Below are 1396 nucleotides of genomic sequence, written 5' to 3' on the forward strand. Positions count from 1 at the left end.
GGCTCAAACCCGAAATTAGCGGTTGAAATCCGAAGAACATAAAAAACGAGGATAGAAATGGAAAAACATCTGCAAATCCTGTAATGTTGTAAGTCCTACCCAACAACAAGAAAAGGAAATGACAGATGCCACTCCAGTATATCAACGAAATGCTCGGATTACCAGAACTACAACTCCATAGTGTTCTCTCCCAAAATGCAACAGAAGTGCATTTGGAAGCCTCACCAGTAGCCTACAAACAGCCCTGCCCAATCTGCCACTCCGAACAATCAGTGAAGCGAGATGGCCGTAATAAGTCGCGCAAGATTCGTCATGTCAGCATCTTTGGTAAGAAGTGCTTTTTGCACATTCCCTCGCTGCGCTTAGCCTGTGCGCGGTGCAATATTGGGTTTGTTTGGTCCTACACTTGGGTTGGCCCTAAGGAACAATACAGCCGTCTTTTTCGCTCACAGACCGTAAACCAGGCACTGGGCTCTACGGCAGCGCATAGCGCGAGAATGCAAGAAGCGCCGGCCAGCACGGTGCAGCGCATGCATCAGGAGGCCTTACCCGCAGAGAATGAGCGTCTACTTGAGCAGGCTTGGCGTCAAGCCAAAGACACGCCAGAACTGGTGCTGGGCATCGATGACTTTGCGATCAAAAAAGGGCACACCTACAATACCGGCATTCACGATCTTCGAGGCGAAACCATGCTAGACCTGCTGGCTGGTCGAAAGCTGGACGCGTTGCGTGCATATGCCGAGCAGCATCCCGATTTTTTGAACCTGAATCCCAAGGCGGTCGTCATGGATCTGGCTCAAACGTATCACACCTGGATCAGCGAGTGTTTTCCGAAGGCGATCCGGATTGCCGACCGGTTCCACGTTCACGGTTACGTCATTGAAAGTGTCCAGGCTGTCCGAAAATCAGTTCAGTCTACCCTTTCCCCTCGGGCCAAAATCATCTTGAAAAGTCATCATCGCCTGCTAAATCCGCCTGCAGATTCCTTACCGGAAAAGAGCAGAACTCAGTTAAATCAACTGTTGGCATTCTCACCGCTGCTGCGTGAGGTATGGGAATGGAAGGAGGCGTTCACTCACTGGTATGATTATTCGCCGAATCTCCACGTGGCCCAGCTCGGGTTTACTCGCTGGTGTCAGCAGGGGGAAGCTATTAAGCACGAAGCGGTGCAAAGCGCCTTGAAAACGATGCGAAATTGGGAAGAGGAAATCGTGAACTACCATCACTGCCGCTGGACGAATGCGACGGTGGAAGGACGACATAATCGCATTAAAGCGTACCAACGCCGTCACTATTTCACACGAAATCGTCGTTGCTACAAAGCTGGCATTTTAATCGAATGTAATCGGCAACGCTTATTAGGATGAAAATATCAACCGCTAATTTTTAGGTTGAG

At 49.9% G+C, this 1396-nt stretch carries 1 protein-coding gene; it reads left to right on the forward strand.

What is annotated here, in order from left to right:
• Positions 1–125 precede the first annotated feature (125 nt).
• Positions 126–1367 (forward strand): ISL3 family transposase, encoded by a 1242-nt coding sequence (locus tag PCH05_RS27045; RefSeq protein WP_127607819.1) that lies wholly within the window; start codon positions 126–128, stop codon positions 1365–1367.
• Positions 1368–1396: the final 29 nt, after the last annotated feature.

The sequence above is a fragment of the Paenibacillus chibensis genome (assembly GCF_004001045.1).
Lineage (GTDB): Bacteria > Bacillota > Bacilli > Paenibacillales > Paenibacillaceae > Paenibacillus_AQ > Paenibacillus_AQ chibensis.